Origin of the sequence: Photobacterium sp. Hal280 (assembly GCF_037162255.1) — a bacterium.
GTDB lineage: Bacteria > Pseudomonadota > Gammaproteobacteria > Enterobacterales > Vibrionaceae > Photobacterium.
This window is the reverse complement of the sequence record NZ_JARLUO010000005.1, coordinates 36,066-59,694: the sequence shown is the minus strand read 5'-3', so window position 1 is coordinate 59,694 and position 23,629 is coordinate 36,066. Positions and strand designations below refer to the sequence as shown.

Sequence of the window (23,629 nt, the reverse complement as noted above, 5' to 3'; positions counted from 1 at the left end):
ATCCGTTGTACCGGTTACACGTCCAGATTCGCATTCAGGGCGTTCTCTTCAATGAACTGACGACGCGGTTCAACGTGATCGCCCATCAGGGTAGTGAACAGCTCATCGGCAGCCACTGCATCATTGATAGTCACCTGCATCATGCGGCGCGAGTTCGGATCCATGGTGGTTTCCCACAGCTGATCCGGGTTCATCTCACCCAGACCTTTATAACGCTGACGGCTCAGACCACGGGTCGAATCTTTAATCAGCCACTCCAGTGCCGCCTTAAAGCTGTCAACCGGTTGCTTGCGCTCTCCGCGCTGGACATAGGCCGTCTCTTCCAGCAGATCGCACAATGCTTCAGACAAATCAGCCAGCTTGGCGTACTCTTTCGAGTGCAGCAGATCGTAGCTCAGCGGGTACTGGTAATCGACACCATGGGTACGCACCACAATCTTCGGCAGCCAGGCGTTGTGCTCCGGGTCCTGGAACACTTCATAACCGTAGTGGCTTTCACCGGTTTGCTTGCTGTTCAGGGCATCCACCACCCCTTTGACCCAGGCTTCCACCTGAGACTGATCAGCCAGTTGCGCTTCACCCAGACGCGGCTGGTAAGTCAGCTCATTGAGCAGCAGTGTCGGGTAACGACGGCTCATCCGCTCAATCAGTTTCACCGCGCCATTGTATTGCTTGACCAGGGTTTCCAGCGCCAGACCGGAAATGGCCGGTGCACTGTCGCTGGTGAACAGAGAGGCATTTTCCAGGGCCAGGGCCACCTGGAACTGGTTCATGTCTTCATCGTCTTTAATGTACTGCTCTTGCTTGCCTTTCTTCACTTTGTACAGTGGCGGCTGGGCAATATAGATGTGACCACGCTCGATCAGCTCAGGCATCTGACGATAGAAGAAGGTCAGCAGCAGCGTCCGGATGTGCGAACCGTCGACGTCGGCATCGGTCATGATGATGATGCTGTGATAGCGCAGTTTGTCCGGGTTGTACTCGTCGCGGCCAATCCCGCAACCCATGGCCGTGATCAGCGTGGCCACTTCCTGTGACGACAGCATTTTGTCGAAACGGGCTTTTTCGACGTTGAGGATCTTACCTTTCAGCGGCAGAATCGCCTGATTCTTACGGTTTCGGCCCTGCTTGGCGGAACCGCCGGCAGAATCACCCTCCACGATGTAGAGTTCGGACAGCGCCGGATCTTTTTCCTGGCAATCAGCCAGTTTGCCTGGCAGGCCGGCTAAATCGAGCGCGCCTTTACGGCGGGTCATTTCGCGGGCACGACGCGCCGCTTCACGGGCACGGGAGGCATCGATAATCTTGCCGCAGACAATCTTGGCATCGGTCGGGTTTTCCAGCAGGTATTCACTCAGCTTCTCACCCATGGCCGACTCAACTGCCGGTTTCACTTCGCTCGACACCAGCTTGTCTTTGGTCTGGCTGGAGAATTTCGGATCCGGCACTTTCACTGACACCACAGCGGTCAGGCCTTCACGGGCATCGTCACCTGAGGTCGCCACTTTGGCTTTCTTGGTGTAACCCTCGGCATCCATGAAATTATTCAGGGTCCGGGTGAGTGCGCCGCGGAAACCGGCCAGGTGACTACCACCATCGCGTTGCGGAATGTTGTTGGTAAAACAGTAAATGTTTTCCTGGAAGCTGTCGTTCCACTGCATTGCCACTTCAACAGAAATACCGTCTTCACGCTCATAGGCAAAGTGGAACGCTTTCGGGTGGATCGGCGTTTTATTGCGGTTCAGGTGCTCAACAAACGCACGGATCCCCCCTTCATACATAAAGTGGTCCTGCTTGCCGTCACGCTCGTCGCTCAGCTTGATCGACACGCCTGAGTTCAGGAAAGACAGTTCGCGCAGACGCTTGGCCAGAATCTCATAATGGAAAGTGGTATCGGTAAAAATCGTATCACTCGGCCAGAAGCGAATCCGGGTTCCGGTACGATCTGAGTCGCCCACCACACCCAGTGGTGCCTGAGGTTCACCCAGGTGATAAATCTGTTGGTGGATATGACCGTGGCGATGAATCGTCAGTTCCAGTTTGTCAGACAGGGCGTTCACGACGGATACACCGACCCCGTGCAAACCGCCGGAGACTTTATAGGAGTTGTCATCGAACTTACCGCCGGCGTGCAGGACTGTCATGATAACTTCAGCGGCGGACACTCCTTCTTCCGGGTGCATGTCTGTCGGGATACCACGACCATCATCGCTGACAGAGACCGAGCCATCCTCATGAATCGTGACTACGATATCTTCACAGTGACCAGCAAGAGCTTCGTCGATAGAGTTATCGACGACCTCAAAAACCATGTGGTGCAAACCTGTACCGTCATCCGTATCGCCGATGTACATACCCGGACGCTTACGTACCGCATCAAGACCCTTTAATACCTTGATACTTGATGAATCGTAATTGTTGGACATTGAGTTACTCTCGCTTTAATTATCTTGCGGTTATTTTACCCTGTTCGACATGAAACATCTTGCCCTTTTCGGCCTTCATATCGCCCAGTTGCTCCTCGCTGATGGCACTGATGACCACCTGAGCCTGAGTATCATGTAATCCCTTTGCCAGCAGGGCTCGTTTGCTGCTGTCGAGCTCTGAGGCAAAGTCGTCAATCAGGTAAAGACACTGTTTGCCTGTTGCCTGACGCAACTGCTGACCCTGTGCCAGTCGCAGCGCACACATCAAGAGTTTCAGCTGGCCGCGGGACAGAACATCGTCCACAGGCATCGCCGACACCTTGAGCCGCAGATCCGCTTTATTGGGACCGCTGACGGTATAACCGAGCTGCAGATCGCGCTCAAAGTTGGCAGCCAGCAGCTCGCTGTAAGGGGTCGTTTTTTCCCAGCCACGGTAATAACCGAGCTGAATCTCGTATTCCGGCAGAAAATCGGCACAGAAGGCGGTGGCCTGCTCGCGCAGGGCATCCACGTAATCACGACGCCAGCCGTCAATCACTTCTGCCAGTTGGGCCAGTTCCTGATCCCAGTAACTGAGTTCACGGTAGCTGCGGGCGGTTTTCAGCAGCGCATTGCGCTGCTTGGTCAGTCTTTTTACCCGGCTCCAGGCCTGATAAAAGCGCGGTTCCACGTGAAACACCCCCAGTCGATAAACGCACGACGGAACTTGGGGCCGCCCACCATCAGTTCAAAACCTTCCGGGGTGATCAGCTGCAGCGGCAGAATCTGCGCCAGCTGCGCCACTTTCTGGCCCGTCTGGCCGGCTATTTTAACCTGAGTCGTGCCATCCCGCTGCTTTCTGATCCCCAGTGGTCGCTCCAGATCACCTTTCAGTGCACTGTCCGCATGCACCCGGCCATGCAGCACCAGTTCATCCTGACCATGACGGATAATCCGGCTGGTCAGGTGACTGCGAAAGGATCGGCCATGGCCGAGAAAATAGATGGCTTCCAGCAAACTGGTTTTACCGCTGCCATTGGCACCGACCAGAAAATTGAACCCCTCCGAGAAGGTGAGATCGCAGGCCTCAAGATTACGAAAATCTTTCACAATGAATCGCGTTAACGCCATAGGTTACAGCCGGATCGGCATCACCACGTACAGCGCATCACTGTCAGCGACATCTTCAATCAGGGTACTGGCTGTCGCGTCCGTCATCGAAATCCGCACCTGATCGCACTTCAGGGTATTGAGCACATCCAGGATGTAGCTGACATTAAAGCCAATCTCCAGCTCGTCGCCCTGGAAATCGACATCCAGCACTTCTTCCGCTTCTTCCTGCTCCGGGTTGTTGGCAGTGATCCGCATTTCATTGTTGATCAGGTTCACCCGCACGCCGCGGAATTTCTCATTTGATAAGATGGCGGCACGGGAAAAGGCCTGGCGCAGTTCCTCACAGCTGGCTTGCAGAAACTTGCTGCTGTTTTGCGGCAACACGCGGCGATAATCCGGGAAACGGCCATCAACCAGCTTGGAAGTGAAGATAAAATTGTTGACCACAGCCCGCAGGTTCGACTGGCCAATCTGCAGCACCACCTCGGCATCCGGGCTGTCTAACAAACGCATCAACTCCATCACCCCTTTACGCGGCAGGATAATTTGCTTGCCCGGCATGTCAGTCTCGGTATTGACGGTGCAGACCGCCATCCGGTGTCCGTCGGTCGCCACAGAGCGCAGCTGTTTACCGTCGGTTTCCATCAGCATTCCGTTCAGGTAGTAACGCACATCCTGATTGGCCATGGAAAACTGGGTGCTTTCGATCAACTGGCGCAACTGACCCTGCGCCAGATGCAGTTCGACATCGCTTTGCCAGTCTTCAATATTGGGAAAGTCACCGGCCGGCAGCGTTGTCAGTGAGTAACGACTCCGGCCTGAGCGCAGCAGCAGCCTGTCACCCTGCAATTCAATCTTGAGCTGCGCACTGTCTGGCAGTCCGCGGCAGATATCGAGAAATTTACGGGCAGGGACAGTGGTCGCTCCCGGTTCCCAGTCGCCGTCCAGAGCCAGATTGGCCACCAGCTCCACTTCCAGATCGGTCGCAGTCAGAGACAGCTTGCCCGCTTCTACCTGCAGTAACAGGTTGCCGAGGATAGGCAGCGCCGGACGGCCACCCAGTGCACCGTTTACCTGCTGCAGCGGTTTAATGAGATGTTCTCGTTCAACGGAAAATTTCATATTACGACGACAATGTCCTGATCAGGTTAGAATAATCTTCTTTAATATCATGGCTTTCTTCACGCAGCTGTTCGATTTTACGACAGGCGTGGAGCACAGTGGTATGGTCACGGCCGCCAAATGCATCCCCGATTTCCGGCAGGCTGTGGTTGGTCAGCTCTTTAGCCAGCGCCATCGCCATCTGACGAGGACGGGCCACCGAACGGGAGCGGCGCTTGGAGAGCATATCAGCCATCTTGATTTTATAGTACTCGGCCACTGTCTTTTGAATGTTATCAATGGTGACCAGCTTTTCCTGCAGCGCCAGCAAGTCGCGCAGCGCTTCGCGGACAAAATCAATCGTGATCGCCCGGCCGGTAAAGTTGGCGTTGGCAATCACCCGGTTCAGCGCTCCTTCCAGCTCACGCACGTTCGAGCGCAGTCGCTTGGCAATGAAGAAAGCCACTTCGTCGGCCAGACGAATATTGTGGTCTTCGGCCTTTTTCATCAGGATTGCCACCCGGGTTTCCAGCTCCGGCGGCTCAATCGCCACCGTCAGTCCCCAGCCAAAGCGGGATTTGAGGCGATCCTCCACCCCGCTGATTTCACGCGGGTAACGATCGGAAGTCAGGATGATCTGTTGATTCCCTTCCAGCAGAGCATTAAAGGTATGGAAAAATTCTTCCTGCGAGCGCTCTTTATTGGCGAAGAACTGGATATCATCGATCAGCAGGGCATCGACGCTGCGGTAGTAGCGCTTAAATTCTTCAATCGCATTGTTCTGCAGGGCTTTGACCATGTCCTGAACAAAACGCTCCGAATGCATGTAGACCACTTTGGCGTTCGGTTTGCGATCGGCAATGGCGTTACCCACAGCATGCAGCAAGTGGGTTTTACCCAGGCCGGTGCCACCATAAAGAAACAGCGGGTTGTACGCCGCTCCCGGGTTATCCGCCACCTGGCGGCAGGCGGCCAGCCCGAGCTGGTTCGATTTACCTTCGACAAAATTGTTGAAGTTATGTTTCGGGTTCACGTTGGAGCGGTAACCCTTTTGCGATTCCGGCTGGACCGGCGACGGAGCTGGTTCCCAGGTCGGTGACGGCGGATCGATTTTATCCCCGCTCACCACAGCAGCGGGCTGGGGCGGCGGCACAGTCACAGGCTTGCTGCCCACTTCAAAACGCAGCATTGGGGTATCAGCACCGCAGAATTCATTTAACAGGCGGTTGATACTATTGAGGTACTTATCCCGTACCCAGTCCAACACAAAGCGGTTCGGGGCGAACAAGGTCAAGGTGTTGTCGTTTAACTCGGCCTGTAGCGGACGAACCCACATGCTGAATTCCGTGGCAGGGAGTTCTTCCTGAAGGCGTTGAAGGCACTGCAGCCAAAGCGAAGATGACAAGTTCGACTCCACATTGAATAACGAAAATACGAAAAGGGACGCAATTTTATACCTGCTGGCTTAGGATCTCCAGCAAAGAGATCCCAGATCCAGTGAATAAGATCTAAGTTATTCACACAGATCCCACAACCAAGGGCCAGATCAGCACAGTTTAGCCTAGCCTTACCCACAGTTATTTGCACAATCAACAGGATCTTGAGGATAAAAACAGCAGGTTGCCGGTCCAGACGCTAAGATTGTCTACCTTATATAAGCGGTAACCGCTTTTACCGGCACAAAGTTTTCCGCTTGGCCGAGTAATCGCCCCTATAGTTATTACAAATAACTTTTGGTTATTTAAGCATTGTTCTTACTGACAAGTAGGATGATAGGAATCACCCTACAAAAATAACATCATCTCAGGAGCAGACAGATGAAAAACTGGGTTAAAGCTTCATTAACCGCGCTTACACTTGGTCTGAGCGTCAGCCAGGCAGCCATTGCTGCTACTGACGTTAAAGTCGGCATGTCTGGCCGCTACTTCCCGTTCACGTTCGTCAAACAAGATCAGCTGCAGGGCTTTGAAGTCGATCTGTGGCATGAAATCGGTAAACGGAACGATTACAAAGTGGAATTTGTTACGGCGAACTTCTCCGGTCTGTTTGGCTTGCTGGAAACCGGCCGTATCGACACCATTTCCAACCAGATCACCATTACTGATGAGCGTAAAGCCAAATACGTCTTCAGCGACCCTTATGTGATTGACGGGGCGCAACTGGTGGTCCGTAAAGGTAACGACAACATCAAGAGCACTGACGATCTGAACGGCAAAACCGTGGGCGTGAACCTGGGCTCTAACTACGAGCAACTGCTGCGTGGTCTGGATAATGCCGACGAGATTACGATCAAAACCTATGACACAGGGATTGAACACGATGTCGCGCTGGGCCGGACGGACGCTTTCGTGATGGACCGTTTGTCTTCGGTTGAACTGATCAATAAAGCAGGCTTACCGCTGCAATTGGCGGGAGCGACGTTTGAGCGCATCGAAAATGCATGGCCTTTCCAGAATAACGAAAAAGGCCAGCAGCTGCGTGACCAGGTCAACCAAGCGCTGAACGCCATGCGTGAAGACGGCACGCTGACCGAAATCTCACAAAAATGGTTCGGTACTGACATTACCCGCTAATTGACAGTAATTAATCCTGCCATTTCAGGTCACCATCCTTATACTAATACGTAATATCAAGACTCACCTTTCGGTGGGTCTTGTCACTTTCGTTATCAATACTCCACGGAACACGCATCCATATGGGCTTCGATTTTGAATACATGCTGTCGCTCATGCCTATTTTGCTCAAATACCTGGGCACAACCATGGGCATGGCGGTATGGGGACTGGTTTTTGCGCTGGTGATCTCTGTCACCCTGGCCTTGGTTCGGGTCTATCGGTTACCCGTACTGGATCAGCTCAGTCAGATCTATATCAGCTTCTTTCGCGGCACACCTTTGCTGGTACAACTGTTTTTGCTCTATTACGGCTTGCCGCAAATCTTTCCGCCGCTGGTCGGCCTGGATGCCTTCAGTGCGGCCGTGATCGGACTCAGCCTGCACTTTGCCGCCTATATGGCGGAAAGCATCCGCGCTGCCATTATCGGGGTCGACCACAGCCAGCGCGAAGCCAGCCTGTCGATCGGGATGACGGAAATGCAGGCCATGCGCCGCATCATACTGCCGCAGGCGACCCGGGTCGCCCTGCCGTCGCTGATGAACTATTTTATCGACATGATCAAATCCACCTCGCTGGCGTTTACCCTGGGCGTCGCCGAGATCATGGCCAAGGCGCAGATGGAAGCCTCTTCCAGTTTCAAATTCTTCGAAGCCTTCCTGGCCGTTGCCCTGATTTACTGGGGAATTGTGGTGGTGCTGACCCGGGTGCAAAACTGGGCAGAAGTGAAACTGAACAGGGCATACGTACGATGATCGAGCTGCATAACTTAAGTAAACGCTTTGGCGACAATACAATTTTCTCAGGAATTGACCTGTCGATCAGTCAGGGGGAGATCGTGGTGATTATCGGCCCGTCCGGCACCGGGAAATCCACCCTGCTGCGCTGTATCAATTTTCTCGAAACAGCCAATACGGGTCACCTGACCATTGACGGCATCCATGTTGAAACCCCGGTGGCGACCAAAAAAGACATCCTGGCCATTCGGCGCAAAACCGGCTTCGTGTTCCAGAATTATGCCCTGTTCGCCCATATGACGGCCCGCCAGAACATCGCCGAAGGCCTGATCACGGTCAAGGGCTGGAATAAACAGGCCGCCAACGACAAAGCCCAGCAAATTCTCGATGACATCGGGCTGGGTGACAAAGGCGACAGCTACCCGGCAGCCCTGTCCGGCGGCCAGCAACAACGAGTCGGTATCGGCCGGGCCATGGCGCTGGAAGCCGAGTTGCTGTTATTTGATGAGCCGACCTCCGCGCTGGACCCGGAATGGGTTGGCGAAGTGCTGAACCTGATGAAAATGCTGGCGACACGTAACCAGACTATGCTGGTGGTAACCCATGAAATGCAGTTTGCCCGGGAAGTGGCGGATCGGGTGATCTTCATGGCCGACGGTGAGTTTGTCGAACAGGGATCTCCGCAGGCGATCTTCAACCATGCACAGGATCCGCGGCTGAAAAAATTTCTGCGCCAGGTCGGGATCCAGTAAGGATCCTTGCACTCCGCCCAACAAAACGTATAATTCAGCGCCCGGGTGCATCCTGACAAAAACAGGATAAAAACCGACCCACAGGCAGGGGGTAAAGATTGACTCCGAGCGGGTCAGTGATTACAATTCCGCCTCTTTGTGGACGTAATGGGTTTTTTTGAAGACCTTCCAGAGGTCCTTCGGGCAACCGGTTAACACAAAAACTTAAAACTGATCAGTAATTTTAAGGTAAAACCATGAAACGCACTTTTCAACCTTCAGTTCTAAAGCGCAAGCGTACTCACGGCTTCCGTGCACGCATGGCAACTAAGAACGGTCGCGCTGTAATCAATGCACGTCGCGCCAAAGGCCGCAAGCGTCTGTCTAAGTAATCATTGCGATTATTTTGACTAAGTACGCTTTTTCTCGGGAGTTACGTCTGTTAACTCCCGAAGATTATAAACATGTCTTCCAGCAAGCTCACAGTGCTGGCTCTCCTCACTTCACCATTCTGGCCCGCAACAATGACCTGAACCATCCACGGCTCGGTCTGGCAGTCCCTAAAAAACAAATCAAAACCGCGGTAGGCCGCAATCGATTTAAACGCCTGGCACGGGAACGCTTCCGTCTCAAGCAACATGATCTGCCTGCGAAAGATTTTGTGGTGATTGCTAAAAAAAGTGCCAGTGAAATGAGCAACGCCGATCTGTGTAAGTTGCTTGATAAGCTATGGCATCGCCTGTCTCGCCCCTCGCGTGGCTAGTCGTAGGACTAGTCCGCTTTTACCAACTGGCAATCAGCCCGCTGATCGGGCCACGTTGTCGTTTCACCCCGACCTGCTCCCAGTATGCGATTGAAGCACTAAAAACTCATGGGGCAATAAAAGGTTGTTGGTTCACGGCGAAACGTCTATTAAGATGTCACCCTTTGAACAATGGTGGCTACGACCCCGTTCCGCCAACCCAGGATAACGACAGAGAACATTAACGATGGATTCCCAACGCAATATTCTGTTAATTGCCCTGCTGTTCGTGTCTTTTCTGCTGTTTCAACAGTGGAATACCGACACCAGCACGCAACCTCAGAACCAGACAGCTGCGCAAAGCGCGACGACCCAGGGCGATGTCCCGTCACACAGTGGCGAGAGTCAAACAATCCCAGGGCCTAGCAGTTCCGACAAGCTGATCCACATCCGCACCGATGTGCTGGATCTGACTGTTGATACTCTGGGTGGCGACATTGTTGAAGCCAAACTGCTGGCTTATGACAACGAACTGGATTCGAGCGACCCCTTCGTGCTGCTGAAAAACGAACCGGCGCACCAGTACATCGCCCAGTCGGGTCTGATCGGTGCCAACGGTATCGACTCGACCGCCGGCCGCGCGCAACTGACCGCAACAGCCACTGACTTTGTGCTGGCCGACGGTCAGAACGAACTGGTTGTTCCGCTGACCTACAGCAAAGACGGTATTGAGTACACCAAAACCTTCACTCTGACCCGTGACAGTTACGCGGTGGACGTGTCTTACACCATCAACAACCAGTCTGACGCACCTGCCACAGTACAGATGTACGCACAGCTGAAGCAAACCCTGCTCGATGACGGTGGCAGCCTGACCATGCCGACCTATCGTGGTGGTGCTTACTCGGCTGACGACGAGAAATACAAGAAGTACAGCTTTGATGACATGGCCGACAAGAACCTCAACCTGAGCATGACTCAGGGCTGGGCGGCCATGATGCAGCATTACTTTGTCTCGGCGTGGATCCCGCGCACCGAAGACACCAGTAACCTGTTCTCTCGCACCAGCCAGGGCCAGGGTTATATTGGTGTCCGCCTGCCTAGCGCCACTGTGGCACCGGGTACCGAGCAGACGCTGACGGCCACCTTGTGGTCCGGCCCTAAACTGCAGGACAAGCTGGAAGCAACCGCCACGAACCTGAATCTGACCGCGGATTACGGCTGGTTATGGTTCATCGCCAGCCCGCTGCATAAACTGCTGTCGATTATCCATGATTTCGTGGGTAACTGGGGTATCGCCATCATGATCCTGACGTTTATCGTCCGGGGTGTGATGTTCCCGCTGACCAAAGCCCAATACACCTCCATGGCCAAAATGCGCATGCTGCAGCCAAAACTGCAGGCAATGCGTGAGCGCTTCGGCGACGACCGTCAGCGCATGAGCCAGGAAATGATGGAGATGTACAAGAAAGAGAAAGTGAACCCGCTGGGTGGCTGCCTGCCGTTAATCCTGCAGATGCCAATCTTCATCGCCCTGTACTGGGCCCTGATGGAGTCAGTGGAACTGCGTCACGCTCCTTTCTTCGGCTGGATCCATGACCTGTCTGCTCAGGACCCTTACTACGTGCTGCCGATTCTGATGGGTGTCACTATGTTCCTGATCCAGAAGATGAGCCCGACCACAGTGACCGATCCGATGCAGCAGAAGATCATGACCTTCATGCCTGTGCTGTTTACCGGTTTCTTCCTGTTCTTCCCGGCAGGTCTGGTACTCTACTGGCTGGTCTCGAATATCGTGACCCTGATTCAGCAGTACATCATCTTCAAACAGCTGGAGAAGAAAGGCCTGCACAGCAAAAAAGCGTAAGCCTGCTTCTGAGATGAAAGATGACAAGGCGGCCTTATGGCCGCCTTTTTGTTGCCCGCTCGCAGAGTTGGCTATCCTGATCAACACTGATTACAATAGCGCCCACGCTCAAAGACGAAACCTATCATGATGACTCAGACAACGGACACTATCGTCGCTCAGGCCACCCCTCCGGGCCGTGGCGGAGTCGGCATTATCCGCGTATCCGGTCCGCTGGCCGGCCTGGTGGCCGAAGCCGTGACCGGACGCAGCCTTAAGCCACGTTACGCCGAATACCTGCCCTTCAGGGCCGCAGACGGCACAGCACTCGATCAGGGTATCGCCCTGTATTTCCCGAATCCGAATTCTTTCACCGGTGAAGATGTGCTGGAATTGCAGGGCCACGGTGGTCCGGTGCTGATGGACATGCTGATCAAACGCATCCTGCAGATTGAGGGGTCCGCCCTGCCCGTCCGGGCGAGTTTTCCGAACGCGCCTTCATGAACGACAAGCTGGATTTAGCCCAGGCCGAAGCCATTGCCGATCTGATTGACGCCAGCAGTGAAGAAGCCGCCAAGAGTGCCTTCCAGTCGCTGCAGGGCGCCTTTTCCCAGCGCGTCAATGCGCTGGTGGAAGCCCTGATCCACCTGCGTATCTATGTGGAAGCTGCGATTGATTTCCCGGAAGAAGAAATTGATTTTCTGAGTGACGGCAAGGTCAGCGCCGATCTGGACCAGGTCATGGCAGAGCTCAATGCGGTGCGCCGCGAAGCCAATCAGGGCGCGATTATGCGCGAAGGGATGAAAGTGGTGATTGCCGGCCGCCCGAATGCCGGTAAATCCAGTCTGCTCAATGCCCTGTCCGGCAAAGACAGCGCCATTGTCACCGACATCGCCGGCACCACTCGTGACGTGCTGCGCGAGCACATCCACATTGATGGCATGCCGCTGCACATCATCGACACCGCCGGCCTGCGCGATGCCAGCGACGAAGTCGAACGTATCGGGATTGAACGGGCCTGGGACGAAATCCAGCAGGCGGACCGCGTACTGTTTATGGTGGATGCCACCACCACAGATGCCACGGACCCGGCAGAGATCTGGCCCGACTTTATCGAACGGCTGCCTGATTCTATGGGCCTGACCGTGATCCGCAACAAAGCGGAGCTGACCGGTGAAACAACCGGCATCTGCCATGCCAGCCAGCCGACCCTGATCCGGCTGTCGGCCCGGACGGGTGACGGCGTGGAAGCTCTGCGCGACCACCTCAAAGCCTGCATGGGCTTTGCCGGCACCACAGAAGGTGGCTTCATGGCCCGCCGCCGCCACCTGGATGCCCTGGAGCGTGCCGCCATGCACCTGGAGACAGGAAAATCGCAGCTGGAAGGCTATATGGCGGGCGAAATTCTGGCCGAAGAGCTGCGCCTGGCGCAACAGCATCTGAGCGAAATCACCGGTGAATTTACCTCCGATGATTTGCTGGGCCGCATCTTTACCTCTTTCTGTATCGGGAAGTAAAGCCGACTCCGCCAATCACACAGCCCTGCCAGACTGGCGGGGCTTTTTTTCACCTCACAGCAATGATCAGTACGGTGATCCTGTTCAGCAACCGTGACCAGTGCTGCGAGTACAAGATCCTGGGGGCCGGCAACGATCAAAAGCCGTTGATAACTGCCATTTTGAGGATGATCAAGCACAGAGGATCCTTGGGATTAGCTGTTGGTAACTGAGCTAATCGACTGAAATAAATAACAATGCCATATCGATGCTGGTATTGGCCGTCACCGGCCACCTTCTCGACCCAGCCGGATGCCTGACTTGACACTGACCCGTCACAGCTCAGCGGCGCTAAAAGGCGGACAACAGGCACATTTTTCCAGGGGTTTTCTTATCGCCAACTCAGAGTACAATTCAGCCGTTCTGACATTTGTCTATATAAAGAGGCCCCTATGGCGACCATTACCCTAATCACCGGCAGCACTCTCGGCGGCGCAGAATATGTCGCCGATCACCTGGCCGAACTGCTCACCGACGCCGGTCACGACACCGAAACCCTCAACCAGGCCGCCCTGGATGAGCTGAATACAGACCATATCTGGCTGTTGATTTGCTCAACCCATGGTGCAGGCGAATTCCCCGATAATATTCAGCCTTTTGTCAACCAGCTGAAGGATCAGCAGCCCGACCTCGGCGCGCTGAAATACGGTGTGGTGGCCATTGGCGACAGCAGTTACGACACGTTCTGCCAGGCAGGTAAAGAGCTGGATCAACTGCTGGCCGATTTGGGCGCCCAGCGTCTTGGTGAACGGCTCGACATCGATGTTTCTCAGGATCCTGTACCGGAAGACCCGGCTGAAATCTGGCTGGACGGCTGGAAAAATCTTCTTTAAACCATCTCGACTGGCGAAAATTACTCCCAATTACGCCAGTTTTTTATTTTTATTCTGTGTATAACTATAGATCTAAACGGTGTTCAACCACTTGTTATCCAATGAACAACTTGATCATCATTTCCCCCTTGTGGATAAAGTGCCATTTAGATCCCAGGTAGTCCTTGCGAAGATCCCACACACCTAACAAGAAGTGATCCTTCCTAACATCATGATCATTAGGATCAAAAGCCACTTATCCACACGATCGGACGATCCTAATAGTAGATCTAATAAGAGATCTTCTTAAAAGATCTTATATATATTTAGGATCTCAGCGCCTGATCATTTGATCGCCAAGAGTGATTCTTTCTTGCCTGGAAACGAGGTAGAATATCCCCCCTTTGCTTCAAGCAAATTGAATGGCTAATTGATCACCTGAGGTAATTTCATGTTTTACCAGGAAAATTTTGATGTCATCGTAGTTGGTGGCGGTCATGCCGGAACGGAAGCCGCATTGGCAGCAGCACGCATGGGTCAGAAAACCCTGTTGCTGACCCATAATATCGATACCCTGGGCCAGATGTCCTGTAACCCGGCGATTGGCGGGATCGGCAAAGGCCACCTGGTAAAAGAAGTGGATGCTTTGGGTGGTATCATGGCGCAAGCCATTGATAAAGGCGGAATTCAATTCCGTACTCTGAATTCATCAAAAGGCCCGGCTGTACGTGCAACCCGTGCTCAGGCAGACCGGGCGCTTTACAAAGCCGCGGTTCGTGAAGCGTTGGAAAACCAGCCAAATCTGATGCTGTTCCAACAGGCGGTGAACGATCTGATCGTCGAGCAGGATCGTGCTGTGGGCGTGGTGACCGAAATGGGTCTGAAATTCCGTGCCCGTAGCGTGGTATTAACCGTTGGCACCTTCCTGGGCGGCAAGATCCACATCGGGCTGGAAAATTACAGCGGCGGCCGTGCCGGCGATCCTCCGTCGATCGCCCTGGCGGATCGTTTGCGTGCCTTGCCTTTCCGTGTTGATCGTCTGAAAACCGGTACGCCGCCACGCATTGATGCCCGCACGGTGGATTTCAGCCAGCTGGAAGCCCAGCATGGTGATAATCCGACCCCGGTATTTTCTTTCCTGGGCAAACACTCAGATCATCCACGTCAGATCCCGTGTTTTATTACCCATACCAATGAAAAAACCCATGATGTGATCCGCAATAATCTGGATCGCAGCCCGATGTATTCCGGTGTGATTGAAGGTATTGGTCCACGTTATTGCCCGTCGATCGAAGACAAGGTGATGCGCTTTGCCGACAAGAACAGTCACCAGATTTTCATTGAGCCGGAAGGCCTGACGACGCACGAACTCTATCCGAACGGGATTTCCACCAGCCTGCCGTTTGATGTTCAGATGCAAATTGTCCGTTCAATGAAAGGCTTTGAAAATGCCAGCATTATTCGCCCTGGCTACGCCATTGAATACGATTTCTTCGATCCGCGTGATTTGAAACCCACGCTGGAAACCAAATTTATCAGCGGTCTGTTCTTTGCCGGCCAGATCAATGGCACCACAGGTTACGAAGAAGCCGCTGCCCAGGGGCTGTTGGCGGGCATGAATGCTGCTTTGCAGTCACAGGACAAAGAAGGCTGGAGCCCGCGCCGCGATCAGGCTTATCTGGGTGTACTGATTGACGATTTGTCGACCATGGGTACCAAAGAGCCGTACCGCATGTTCACCTCGCGTGCTGAATATCGTCTGTTGCTGCGTGAAGACAACGCCGATATTCGTCTGACCGAACTGGGTCGCCAGTTTGGTCTGGTTGATGACGTACGCTGGTCCCGTTTCAATGAAAAAATGAACGCCATTGAGCAGGAGCGCCAGCGCCTGAAAGACATCTGGATCCACCCGGGCTCAGAGCACGCGGTGACGATCAATGAGATTCTGAAAACCCCGCTGACCCGTGAAGCCAGTGGTGAGGATCTGCTGCGCCGCCCGGAAGTGACCTACGAGCAACTGACGGCTCAGGCGCCGTTTGGCCCGGCCAGCGCCGATGCCGAAGCCAGCGAGCAGGTTGAAATCCAGGTTAAATACCAGGGCTATATCGACCGCCAAAGAGAAGAGGTGGAAAAATCCCTGCGTCATGAGCAGAGCAAACTGCCGGCTGATCTGGATTACAAGCAAGTGAAAGGCCTGTCCAATGAAGTGATTGCCAAGCTGAACGACGCAAAACCTGCGACGATTGGCATGGCATCGCGTATCTCCGGTGTAACCCCGGCGGCCATTTCGCTGCTGCTGGTGTACCTGAAAAAACACGGCCTGCTGAAAAAAGGCGACTCGGAGGTGGCTGCGTGAAAGAGCGTCTGGCACAGCTGATTGCAAAAACTGAACTCAAGGTCACAGAACAGCAACTTGAGCAACTGGTGGGCTATGTTAGCCTGCTGCACAAATGGAACAAAGCGTATAATCTGACGTCAGTCCGGGATCCCAATGAGATGCTGGTCAAGCACATCATGGACAGTCTGGCCGTCAGCCCTTACCTGTCGCAGGGAACGCGGTTTATTGATGTCGGCACCGGCCCTGGCCTGCCGGGCATTCCGCTGGCCATCATGCTGCCCGAGAAGCAATTTACCCTGCTCGACAGTCTGGGTAAGCGGATACGTTTTATCCGTCAGGTGATCCATGAACTGAAGATTGACAATGTCACACCTGTGCAAAGCCGGGTCGAGGCCTTTATCCCAGAACAGGGGTTTGATGCTGTACTAAGCCGGGCATTTGCGTCCATGTCTGATATGGTTAACTGGTGCCGTCATCTGCCTGCTGCGCAAGGTCAGTTTATGGCGCTCAAAGGCCAGGTTACTGAAGAGGAACTGACAGAATTACCGAGCTGGTGTTCTGTGAGTGAGGTCAAATCTTTGCATGTCCCCGACTTGGAGGGGGCGCGTCATTTAGTACTCTTGACGGCAAAGGAATGAATGAACGAGGGTGTTTCGTGGGAAAAGTCATCGCTGTTGCCAACCAAAAAGGTGGTGTGGGTAAAACCACAACCTGTGTCAATTTAGCTGCGTCACTGGCTGCCACCCAGCGTAAAGTGCTGGTGATTGATCTCGACCCGCAAGGGAATGCCACCATGGCCAGTGGTGTCGACAAATATCAGGTTGATGCCACGGCCTATGAGCTTCTGGTCGAAGAAACCCCGTTTTCAGAAGTCGTGATCACCGAAAATGCCGGTGGGTACCACCTGGTGGCCGCCAACGGTGATGTGACTGCTGCCGAAATCAAACTGATGGAAGTGTTTGCCCGCGAAGTGCGGTTACGTACCGCGCTGGAACCGGTACGGGATAAGTACGATTTTATTTTTATCGACTGTCCCCCTTCCCTCAACCTGCTGACCATCAATGCGATGACAGCGGCGGATTCTGTCCTGGTACCGATGCAGTGCGAATATTTCGCCCTGGAAGGTCTGACGGCCCTGATGGACACCATCAGCAAGCTGGCAGCCGTGGTCAATGCCGATCTCAAGATAGAAGGCTTGCTCCGCACCATGTATGATCCGCGCAACAGGCTGGCGAATGAAGTGTCCCAGCAACTGAAGAAGCATTTTGGTGATAAGGTGTACCGCACCGTGATCCCACGCAATGTGCGTCTGGCCGAAGCCCCGAGTCATGGCTGCCCGGCCATGTACTACGATAAGACCTCCAGCGGTGCCAAGGCTTACCTGGCGCTGGCCGGAGAGATGATTCGTCGTGAGGAAACCGCGCGGGAACCAGCTCAGGTAGAGGCGTAAGCAAGCATGACCATGAATAAACGAGGCCTGGGAAAAGGCCTTGATGCACTGCTGGCCACCAGTTCGGTGGCCCGTGAGAGACAACAGGCCGCAGAGGCTGTCAGCAAGGAAGAAACGGTACCGGAAGAAGGCGCGTTGCGCGAACTGCCGGTCAGTCAGCTGCAACCGGGTCAGTATCAGCCACGTCAGGATATGTCAGCAGAAGCGCTGGCAGAACTGACTGATTCTATCCGTGCCCAGGGGGTGATCCAGCCGATTGTGGTTCGCCAACTGGCCCCGCAACAGTATGAAATCATCGCCGGCGAACGTCGCTGGCGGGCGTCACGCCAGGCCGGCCTGTCTAAGGTTCCCTGTCTGGTCAAAGACGTGGATGATCGTGCCACCGTCGCGATTGCCCTGATTGAAAACATCCAGCGCGAAGATCTCAATGCCATTGAGGAAGCTCAGGCGCTGGAGCGATTGCAGAATGAATTCTCCCTCACCCATCAGCAAATTGCCGAAGCGGTCGGCAAATCCCGTGCTGCTGTGTCTAACCTGCTGCGTTTAAACCAGCTGGAGCCACAGGTGAAGCGGTTGCTGGCCCAGCGGCAGCTGGAAATGGGTCACGCCCGTGCATTGCTGTCACTGGTTGCTGAACAGCAACTGGAAGCGGCTCACACCGTCGTGGCGAAATCTCTAACGGTCAGGGATACCGAGCGTTTGGTGAAAAAACTGCTCACCCCTGCCCCTGAGGTCGCCCCTGTCTCTGTCGATCCCAAGGTTGAAGCGATGGAAAATCGTCTGAGTGAGCAATTTGGCACTCAGGTGGCGATTAACCAAAGCAAAAGCGGTAAAGGTAAAATAATCATAAATTTTGACGAGCCCCAGAAGTTACAGCAACTTTTGGCAATGTTAAGTTCAGAAGTGTGACCGGATTCTTACTATTTTTGCCGTAAAAATGACCACTGCGTGATCGGGATAATGTGTTATAAATTCTAACTGTTTTTTTATTGTGATTAGATTGCATTCAATCTAATGAACCGTATAATTTTCGCAGTTTTCCCAGCACGACGTATGTGTAGTGGAACGGACTCGAGGAATGAATACATGGTTTCGACGCTAGTCAGGCCGGGACGCCAATTGGCGAAGCGGTTGTTGTTACTACAATCTGGCGTCGTTTTGACAACGGCAATCATGGCAGTGTTTGCTGTCAATGTTGACTGGGGAATCTCTGCACTGATCGGTGGCGGCATCTTTGTGATAGCTAACGCCGCTTTTTCTGTGTGCGCTTTTCTCTTCGGCGGGGCCACGAAGGCCCGTCTGGTGATGGCGTCATTTTACGGCGGAGAAGTGCTGAAAATCCTCATTACAGTCATCTTGTTTTCCCTTGTCTACCTGTATGTCGAGGTGGAACTTGTTCCCCTCAAGCTGACCTATTTGCTGGCTCTGGGTATTAATATCTGTGCGCCGGTTTTATTCATTAACAACAACAAATAGGATGAGTTATGGCTGCGCCAGGTGAAGCGCTTACACCTTCCAGTTACATCACTCACCACCTGACCAACTTATCAACTGATAAGCTGGGTCTGGTGGCCGAGGGAAGTTTCTGGGCGGTACACATCGACAGCCTTTTCTTTTCTGTTTTGACCGGTGCGATCTTTCTGGGATTGTTCCGTCTGGCAGCGAAGAAGGCAACCTCAGGGGTGCCGGGTAAGCTTCAGTGTTTTGTGGAAATAATGGTGGAATTCGTTGACAACAGCGTTAAAGAAACCTTTCATGGCCGCAACGCGCTGATAGCTCCGCTAGCTCTGACGATTTTCTGCTGGATTTTTCTGATGAACGTCATGGACCTGGTTCCAATCGACTTTCTTCCGTATCCGGCGGAGCATTGGCTAGGTATTCCTTATCTGAAGGTCGTACCGTCTGCTGATGTTAACATCACCATGGCTATGGCGCTGGGTGTCTTTGCATTGATGATTTACTACAGCATCAAGATCAAAGGCCTGGGCGGTTTTGCCAAAGAACTGGCACTGCACCCGTTCAATCACCCGGTTATGATTCCGTTCAACCTGCTACTGGAAGTAGTTTCGCTGCTGGCGAAGCCTATTTCTCTCGGCATGCGTCTGTTCGGTAACATGTTCGCCGGTGAGGTGGTGTTTATTCTTATCGCGGCGCTGATGCCGTGGTGGGCACAATGGCTGGGCTCGGTTCCGTGGGCAATTTTCCACATCCTGGTCATTACGATTCAATCTTTCGTCTTTATGATGCTGACTATCGTGTACCTGTCTCAGGCCCACGAAGACAATCATTAATACGTAAACAATTTTATTTTTTATTTACTGGCATTTAGGCCGACAACAATAAACTGGAGATAGTGATGGAAACTTTACTAAGCTTTTCTGCAATTGCCGTGGGCATCATTGTAGGTCTTGCTGCCCTGGGTACTGCGATTGGTTTCGCCCTGCTGGGTGGTAAGTTCCTTGAAGGCGCTGCTCGCCAACCTGAAATGGCTCCTATGCTGCAAGTTAAGATGTTCATCATCGCAGGCCTGCTGGATGCGGTTCCAATGATCGGTATCGTTATCGCTCTGCTATTCACATTCGCTAACCCATTCGTTGGACAGCTGGCTGGTTAATCCACGAACGTAACGGACCCATAGCTACCCTGTTTAAGGAGATGCCGTTGTGAATATGAATGCAACATTACTGGGTCAGGCTATCGCGTTTTTCCTGTTTGTGGTCTTCTGCATGAAATATGTATGGCCACCAATTATGGAAGCGATTGAAGAGCGTCAGAAAAAAATTGCTGACGGTTTGGCAGCAGCGGATCGCGCTGCCAAAGATCTCAACCTGGCGCAGGCAAATGCTTCTGATCAACTGAAAGAAGCAAAACGTACTGCAACTGAACTGATTGAGCAAGCGAACAAGCGTAAAGCTCAAATCATCGAAGAGGCCAAAGCGGAAGCGACGGCCGAGCGTGAAAAAATTCTGACTCAAGGTCGTGCTGAAATTGATGCAGAACGGAATCGCGCGCGCGATGACCTAAGAAAACAAGTTGCAACTCTGGCTGTGATTGGTGCTGAGAAAATCATTGGGCGTACTATCGATAAAGACGCTCATGCTGATGTTCTTAACAAAGTCACTGCAGAACTGTAATAGAAGGGGCAAGCACCATGTCGGAAATGACTACTATCGCACGCCCCTACGCTAAAGCAGCCTTTGATTATGCGGTTGAGAAAGGTGAGCTGGCCCAGTGGTCAGAAATGCTCACCTTTGCTTCGGAAGTCGCGAAAAACGACACCATTCTGGATGTACTGGATGGTGGTTTTGCGGCAGACAAGCTGACGGAAATCTTTCTGTCAGTGTGCGGCGAGCAACTCAACGACGCCGGCCAGAACCTGATTAAGGTCATGGCCGAAAACGGACGCCTGAAAATTCTTCCTGAAGTCTGTACTCAGTTCCTGTTCTTGAAAGATGAACTGGAAAAAACCATCGAAGCCAGTGTGATCTCTGCGGTCACCCTGGACGAAGGTCAAATGAGTGCAATCATCAGTAAGCTGGAACAGCGTCTGGCGCGCAAGGTTAAGCTGAACTGCAGTGTAGACGAGACCCTGATTGCCGGGGTTGTAATTAGAGCCGGAGACTTAGTCATCGATCAGTCAGTACGAGGCAAACTTGCCCGTCTGAACGATACTTTGCAGTCTTGATTTGGGGAATTGGAGCATGCAACTTAATTCCACGGAAATTAGCGCACTGATCAAGCAACGGATTGAAAATTTCAATGTTGCCAGTGAAGCGCGTAACGAAGGCACCATCGTTTCTGTAAGCGACGGTATCATTCGTATCCACGGCCTTGCAGATGTCATGCAAGGCGAAATGATTGAACTTCCAGGCGGCCTGTACGCACTGGCACTGAACCTTGAGCGTGACTCGGTCGGTGCTGTTGTCATGGGTCCATATGCCAGCCTTCAGGAAGGCATGAAAGTGACCGCAACCGGTCGTATCCTGGAAGTGCCTGTTGGCCCTGCCCTGCTGGGTCGTGTGGTGAACACTCTGGGTGAGCCGATTGATGGTAAAGGTCCGATTGAGACCGATACTTTCTCTCCGGTAGAAGTAATCGCACCGGGTGTAATCGACCGTAAATCTGTTGACCAGCCTGTTCAGACTGGTTACAAGGCGGTTGACTCAATGATTCCAATCGGCCGTGGCCAGCGTGAGCTGATCATCGGTGACCGTCAGATTGGTAAAACAGCCCTGGCGATCGATGCCATCATCAACCAGAAAAACTCTGGTATTTACTCTATCTATGTCGCTATCGGCCAGAAAGCGTCCACTATCGCCAACGTGGTACGTAAACTGGAAGAGCACGGTGCACTGAAGAACACTATCGTTGTTGTGGCGTCTGCTTCTGAAGCAGCAGCACTGCAATACCTGGCACCATACTCTGGTTGTGCCATGGGTGAATACTTCCGTGACCGCGGTGAAGATGCCCTGATCGTATACGATGACCTGTCTAAGCAGGCTGTTGCTTACCGTCAGATCTCTCTGCTGCTGCGTCGTCCACCAGGCCGTGAAGCTTTCCCTGGTGACGTTTTCTACCTCCACTCCCGTCTGTTGGAGCGTGCTGCTCGTGTCAGCGAAGAGTATGTAGAAAAGTTCACGAACGGTGAAGTGAAAGGTAAGACGGGTTCTTTGACTGCTCTGCCAATCATCGAAACTCAGGCGGGTGACGTCTCTGCGTTCGTACCGACTAACGTAATTTCGATCACCGATGGTCAGATCTTCCTGCAAACAGAACTGTTCAACTCTGGTATTCGTCCAGCGGTTGACCCAGGTATCTCTGTATCGCGTGTAGGTGGTGCTGCTCAGACCAAGATCATCAAGAAACTGTCTGGTGGTATCCGTACTGCACTGGCTCAGTACCGTGAACTGGCAGCCTTTGCTCAGTTCTCCTCTGATCTGGACGACGCGACTAAGCGTCAGCTGGACCACGGTCAGAAAGTAACTGAGCTGATGAAGCAGAAGCAGTACTCGCCAATGTCTGTCTTCGAGCAGGCGCTGGTGATTTTCTCTGCTGAGAAAGGTTACCTGAAAGATGTTGAGCTGACTAAGCTGGCAGATTTCGAAGCTGCGTTACTGTCTTACGCCAAGAGTCAATTTGCTGAGCTGGTAGCTCAAATTGATGAAACGGGTGCGTGGAACAATGAAATTGAAGCCCAGTTCGTGAAACTGGTTGAAGATTTCAAAGCGACCCAGACTTGGTAATTGGTTGGTGATCGCATGCGATCACCAGCTCAAGGAGAGTAACGATGGCCGGCGCAAAAGAGATACGTAACAAGATCGGTAGTGTGAAAAACACTCAGAAGATCACTAAAGCGATGGAGATGGTTGCTGCGTCTAAAATGCGTAAATCGCAAGACGCTATGGAATCATCACGTCCATACGCACAAACAATGCGCAAAGTGATCGGTCATATCGCCCTTGGTAGCCTCGAATATAAGCATCCTTATTTAGAGGAGCGTGAGGCCAAGCGCGTAGGTTACATCATTGTTTCAACTGACCGTGGTCTGTGTGGCGGTTTGAACGTGAACTTGTTCAAACAAGCCATCGCAGGGATGAAGTCATGGTCAGATCAGGGAGCTGAGGTTGAACTGGCGCTGATTGGTGCTAAAGCGACAGCTTTCTTTAACAACTACGGCGGCCGTGTTGCGGCTCAGGTAACAGGTCTGGGCGATAAGCCTTCTGTTGATGAGCTGATCGGTACCGTAGGTGTGATGCTGAAGAAATATGATGAGGGCCAGCTGGACCGTTTGTATCTGGTGTACAACAAGTTTGTCAACACCATGGTTCAACAGCCAGTGATCGATCAATTGCTGCCTTTGCCTAAGTCAGAAGACGAAGAAATGAAACGCAGCCATGCTTGGGACTACATTTATGAGCCTGAGCCTAAACCTCTGCTGGATACCTTGCTGGTTCGCTATGTCGAATCTCAGGTCTATCAGGGTGTGGTCGAAAACCTTGCCTGTGAGCAAGCGGCCCGAATGGTTGCGATGAAAGCGGCAACGGATAACGCAGGTGATCTGATTGACGAACTGCAACTTGTGTACAACAAAGCCCGTCAGGCTGCGATTACACAAGAGCTGTCGGAAATCGTTTCCGGTGCATCCGCTGTTTAAGGCAAAGAATTAATAAGTTTAGAGGATTAACG

The 23,629-nt window shown here is 53.0% G+C and carries 22 protein-coding genes and 2 pseudogenes; 20 read left to right on the top strand and 4 right to left on the bottom strand.

Annotated elements, in window-relative coordinates; translation table 11 throughout:
- Positions 1-14: 14 nt before the first annotated feature.
- From gyrB to dnaA, 4 genes and pseudogenes are all read right to left on the bottom strand, one after another.
- Complete coding sequence (gene gyrB, locus P4S53_RS09300) at positions 15-2,426, bottom strand: DNA topoisomerase (ATP-hydrolyzing) subunit B (protein ID WP_337112468.1); 2,412 nt, start codon at positions 2,424-2,426, stop codon at positions 15-17.
- A gap of 19 nt (positions 2,427-2,445) precedes the next feature.
- A pseudogene (gene recF, locus P4S53_RS09295) lies at positions 2,446-3,536 on the bottom strand (DNA replication/repair protein RecF).
- 3 nt (positions 3,537-3,539) lie between these two features.
- Complete coding sequence (dnaN, locus tag P4S53_RS09290; protein ID WP_337112467.1) at positions 3,540-4,640, bottom strand: DNA polymerase III subunit beta; 1,101 nt, start codon at positions 4,638-4,640, stop codon at positions 3,540-3,542.
- 1 nt (position 4,641) lies between these two features.
- The gene (dnaA, locus tag P4S53_RS09285) at positions 4,642-6,024 is read right to left on the bottom strand and encodes a chromosomal replication initiator protein DnaA (protein WP_120513843.1); all 1,383 of its coding nucleotides are present in this window, start codon (positions 6,022-6,024) and stop codon (positions 4,642-4,644) included.
- Positions 6,025-6,436: 412 nt separating this feature from the next.
- Here dnaA and P4S53_RS09280 point away from each other — a divergent pair, with 412 nt between their 5' ends.
- The 20 genes and pseudogenes from P4S53_RS09280 (at position 6,437) to atpG (ending at position 23,597) form a co-directional block, all read left to right on the top strand.
- On the top strand, positions 6,437-7,192 hold the full coding sequence (locus P4S53_RS09280; protein WP_337112466.1) for an amino acid ABC transporter substrate-binding protein: 756 nt from the start codon (positions 6,437-6,439) through the stop codon (positions 7,190-7,192).
- 122 nt (positions 7,193-7,314) lie between these two features.
- A complete protein-coding gene (locus P4S53_RS09275) occupies positions 7,315-7,986 on the top strand; it encodes an amino acid ABC transporter permease (RefSeq protein ID WP_337112465.1) in 672 nt (223 codons plus the stop codon).
- Positions 7,983-8,720: an amino acid ABC transporter ATP-binding protein gene (locus tag P4S53_RS09270; RefSeq protein WP_337112464.1), complete on the top strand. Its 738-nt coding sequence runs from the start codon at positions 7,983-7,985 to the stop codon at positions 8,718-8,720. Before P4S53_RS09275 ends, P4S53_RS09270 begins: the two co-directional genes overlap by 4 nt.
- 236 nt (positions 8,721-8,956) lie before the next feature.
- Entirely contained in the window at positions 8,957-9,091 is a 135-nt protein-coding gene (gene rpmH / locus P4S53_RS09265) for a 50S ribosomal protein L34 (RefSeq protein WP_081669218.1), read from the top strand.
- A 14-nt stretch (positions 9,092-9,105) separates the two neighbouring features.
- Positions 9,106-9,462, top strand: coding sequence for a ribonuclease P protein component (gene rnpA, locus P4S53_RS09260; protein ID WP_027251744.1), 357 nt, complete (start codon positions 9,106-9,108; stop codon positions 9,460-9,462).
- Positions 9,429-9,686 carry a membrane protein insertion efficiency factor YidD gene (gene yidD / locus P4S53_RS09255; protein WP_081669217.1) on the top strand — a complete coding sequence of 86 codons (258 nt, stop codon included), beginning with the start codon at positions 9,429-9,431 and terminating at the stop codon, positions 9,684-9,686. The genes rnpA and yidD overlap by 34 nt, the downstream gene beginning before the upstream one ends.
- A 2-nt stretch (positions 9,687-9,688) precedes the next feature.
- Positions 9,689-11,308, top strand: a complete 1,620-nt coding sequence (gene yidC / locus P4S53_RS09250) for a membrane protein insertase YidC (RefSeq protein ID WP_337112463.1) — start codon at positions 9,689-9,691, stop codon at positions 11,306-11,308.
- A 129-nt stretch (positions 11,309-11,437) separates the two neighbouring features.
- A pseudogene (gene mnmE / locus P4S53_RS09245) lies at positions 11,438-12,804 on the top strand (tRNA uridine-5-carboxymethylaminomethyl(34) synthesis GTPase MnmE).
- A 431-nt stretch (positions 12,805-13,235) separates the two neighbouring features.
- Complete coding sequence (gene mioC, locus P4S53_RS09240; protein WP_337112462.1) at positions 13,236-13,676, top strand: FMN-binding protein MioC; 441 nt, start codon at positions 13,236-13,238, stop codon at positions 13,674-13,676.
- Between the two features lie 430 nt (positions 13,677-14,106).
- Positions 14,107-16,011, top strand: a complete 1,905-nt coding sequence (gene mnmG / locus P4S53_RS09235) for a tRNA uridine-5-carboxymethylaminomethyl(34) synthesis enzyme MnmG (protein ID WP_337112460.1) — start codon at positions 14,107-14,109, stop codon at positions 16,009-16,011.
- The gene (gene rsmG, locus P4S53_RS09230; RefSeq protein ID WP_337112459.1) at positions 16,008-16,631 is read left to right on the top strand and encodes a 16S rRNA (guanine(527)-N(7))-methyltransferase RsmG; all 624 of its coding nucleotides are present in this window, start codon (positions 16,008-16,010) and stop codon (positions 16,629-16,631) included. The genes mnmG and rsmG overlap by 4 nt, the downstream gene beginning before the upstream one ends.
- Positions 16,632-16,648: 17 nt before the next feature.
- The gene (locus P4S53_RS09225; protein ID WP_027251738.1) at positions 16,649-17,443 is read left to right on the top strand and encodes a ParA family protein; all 795 of its coding nucleotides are present in this window, start codon (positions 16,649-16,651) and stop codon (positions 17,441-17,443) included.
- Positions 17,444-17,455: 12 nt separating this feature from the next.
- Positions 17,456-18,352 (top strand): ParB/RepB/Spo0J family partition protein, encoded by an 897-nt coding sequence (locus P4S53_RS09220; RefSeq protein WP_337112458.1) that lies wholly within the window; start codon positions 17,456-17,458, stop codon positions 18,350-18,352.
- A gap of 177 nt (positions 18,353-18,529) precedes the next feature.
- Entirely contained in the window at positions 18,530-18,919 is a 390-nt protein-coding gene (locus P4S53_RS09215; RefSeq protein WP_027251736.1) for a F0F1 ATP synthase subunit I, read from the top strand.
- A gap of 8 nt (positions 18,920-18,927) precedes the next feature.
- On the top strand, positions 18,928-19,734 hold the full coding sequence (atpB, locus tag P4S53_RS09210; protein WP_337112457.1) for a F0F1 ATP synthase subunit A: 807 nt from the start codon (positions 18,928-18,930) through the stop codon (positions 19,732-19,734).
- Between the two features lie 65 nt (positions 19,735-19,799).
- Complete coding sequence (gene atpE, locus P4S53_RS09205; protein ID WP_005302247.1) at positions 19,800-20,057, top strand: F0F1 ATP synthase subunit C; 258 nt, start codon at positions 19,800-19,802, stop codon at positions 20,055-20,057.
- Between the two features lie 49 nt (positions 20,058-20,106).
- Entirely contained in the window at positions 20,107-20,577 is a 471-nt protein-coding gene (gene atpF, locus P4S53_RS09200; RefSeq protein WP_027251734.1) for a F0F1 ATP synthase subunit B, read from the top strand.
- Between the two features lie 17 nt (positions 20,578-20,594).
- Positions 20,595-21,128 (top strand): F0F1 ATP synthase subunit delta, encoded by a 534-nt coding sequence (gene atpH, locus P4S53_RS09195; protein WP_027251733.1) that lies wholly within the window; start codon positions 20,595-20,597, stop codon positions 21,126-21,128.
- Positions 21,129-21,144: 16 nt separating this feature from the next.
- The gene (atpA, locus tag P4S53_RS09190; RefSeq protein ID WP_027251732.1) at positions 21,145-22,686 is read left to right on the top strand and encodes a F0F1 ATP synthase subunit alpha; all 1,542 of its coding nucleotides are present in this window, start codon (positions 21,145-21,147) and stop codon (positions 22,684-22,686) included.
- Between the two features lie 44 nt (positions 22,687-22,730).
- Entirely contained in the window at positions 22,731-23,597 is an 867-nt protein-coding gene (atpG, locus tag P4S53_RS09185; RefSeq protein WP_027251731.1) for a F0F1 ATP synthase subunit gamma, read from the top strand.
- The last annotated feature ends 32 nt before the right edge of the window (positions 23,598-23,629 follow it).